Here is a 2,241-nt window from a genome sequence, read left to right as displayed (position 1 = left end):
TTCTGATCGTTGGGCCCAGTTGGGTCGGTGACATGGTGATGGCGCAGACACTGTTTCAGTGTCTCAAGCAACGCCACCCGCAATGCGCAATCGACGTGCTGGCGCCTGAATGGAGCCGGCCGATCCTCGAGCGCATGCCCGAAGTGCGCAAGGCCTTGAGCTTCCCGCTCGGCCACGGCGCGCTGGAACTGGCGACGCGCCGACGCATCGGCAAGTCCCTGCGCGGTCAGTACGATCAGGCGATCCTGCTGCCCAACTCGCTGAAATCGGCACTGGTGCCGTTTTTTGCCGGCATTCCGAAACGCACTGGCTGGCGTGGCGAGTTCCGCTATGGCCTGCTCAACGACGTGCGCACTCTCGACAAAGAACGCTACCCGCTTATGATCGAGCGCTTCATGGCGCTGGCCTATGGAGCGAACGCCGAGCTGCCGAAGCCGTACCCGCGCCCGACTCTGCAAATCGACCCGGTGACCCGCGAAGCGGCACTGGCCAAATTCGGCCTGACCCTTGATCGCCCGGTCCTGGCCCTGTGCCCCGGCGCTGAGTTCGGCGAATCCAAGCGCTGGCCGTCCGAGCACTACGCCAAGGTCGCCGAAGCGCGCATCCGCGAAGGCTGGCAGGTATGGCTGTTCGGCTCGAAAAACGATCACGCGGTCGGCGAAGATATCCGCGCACGTTTGATCCCGGGCCTGCGTGAAGAATCGGTCAACCTCAGCGGCGGCACCTCGCTGGCCGAGGCCATTGACCTGCTCTCATGCGCCGATTCCGTTGTGTCCAATGACTCCGGCCTGATGCACGTCGCTGCGGCATTGAATCGTCCGCTGGTCGCGGTGTACGGCTCGACCTCGCCGGGCTTCACCCCGCCGCTGGCCGAGCAGGTCGAGATCGTGCGCCTGGGCATCGAATGCAGCCCGTGCTTCGATCGAACTTGCCGGTTCGGCCATTACAACTGCCTGCGCCAGCTGATGCCGGACGCGGTCAACGATGCCTTGCAGAAGTTGCAGGGCTCCGTGGTCGAGGTTCATTAACTTGCGGGTATTGCTGATCAAGACTTCATCGCTGGGCGACGTGATTCACGCGTTGCCAGCGCTGACCGACGCCGCACGGGCGATCCCGGGCATCAAGTTCGACTGGGTGGTGGAAGAAGGCTTCGCCGAGATTCCGAGCTGGCACCCGGCGGTCGATAAAGTGATTCCGGTGGCGATCCGCCGCTGGCGCAAGAATTTGTGGAAAACCATCACCGGCGGCGAGTGGAAACGCTTCAAGCAAAGCGTGCGCGCCAATAAATACCATCTGGTGATCGACGCTCAAGGCCTGCTGAAAAGTGCCTGGCTGACCCGCTACGTCAAAGCCCCGGTGGCCGGCCTCGATAAAACCTCCGCGCGCGAGCCGATGGCTGCGCGCTTCTACGATCGTAAACTCGCTGTCGCCCGAGGCCAGCACGCCGTCGAGCGCGTGCGCCAGTTATTCGCCATCGCTCTGGGTTACGACTTGCCCAAAGGACTCGGCGATTACGGCCTCAACGTCGAGCGCCTGGTCGAGTTGCCACGCAAGAACGCTTACGTGGTGTTCCTCCACGGCACCACTTGGGACACCAAGCACTGGCCGGAACTCTACTGGCGCGAGCTGACCGAGCGGGTCGGCTACCTCGGCGTTGGCGTGAAGCTGCCGTGGGGCAACCCACAGGAAAAGGCCCGCGCCGAACGCATCGCTGCCGGCTTCAAACACGCCGAAGTGCTGCCGAAACTCAACCTGGCCGGCGTCGGCAAAGTCCTCGCCGGCGCGCAAGCCTGCGTGGCGGTGGACACCGGGCTCGGCCATCTGGCCGCTGCGCTGGATGTGCCGACCATCTCGTTGTTCGGCCCGACCAACCCGGGCCTGACCGGCGCTTACGGCAAGCTGCAGATTCATCTGGCCAGCGACTTCCCGTGCGCGCCCTGCATGCAGAAAAAATGTACCTATCAACCGACCGAGCAGGATGCCCGTGAGTTTGACCTGAAACGCGAGCAGCCTTTGTGCTTCACGCGTGTGAACCCCGAGCGTGTCGCCAGCCGACTGAGCACGTTGTTAATGGCTGAGGAGTTGCGCTGATGCAATTGGCATTTGTCCTGTACAAATATTTCCCGTTCGGTGGCTTGCAGCGCGACTTCATGCGCATCGCCCTCGAATGCCAGAAACGCGGCCATCAGATTCGCGTCTACACGCTGATCTGGGAAGGCGACGTGCCGCCGGGTTTCGAAG

At 63.0% G+C, this 2,241-nt stretch carries 2 protein-coding genes and 1 pseudogene; all 3 read left to right on the top strand.

Annotation, left to right across the window (positions count from 1 at the left end):
* Positions 1 to 2 precede the first annotated feature (2 nt).
* Entirely contained in the window at positions 3 to 1,028 is a 1,026-nt protein-coding gene (gene waaF, locus D8U71_RS07455; protein ID WP_241664214.1) for a lipopolysaccharide heptosyltransferase II, read from the top strand.
* A 1-nt stretch (position 1,029) separates the two neighbouring features.
* Positions 1,030 to 2,091, top strand: coding sequence for a lipopolysaccharide heptosyltransferase I (waaC, locus tag D8U71_RS07450; RefSeq protein WP_130887514.1), 1,062 nt, complete (start codon positions 1,030 to 1,032; stop codon positions 2,089 to 2,091).
* Positions 2,091 to 2,241: pseudogene (locus D8U71_RS07445) on the top strand (glycosyltransferase family 1 protein); the annotation flags it as partial. The gene waaC and the pseudogene D8U71_RS07445, both read left to right, overlap by 1 nt.

Source organism: Pseudomonas sp. Sample_21, from assembly GCF_004307525.1.
Lineage (GTDB): Bacteria > Pseudomonadota > Gammaproteobacteria > Pseudomonadales > Pseudomonadaceae > Aquipseudomonas > Aquipseudomonas atacamensis.
The sequence above is the reverse complement of the archived record's forward strand: the minus strand, read 5'-3'. Positions and strand labels throughout refer to the sequence as shown.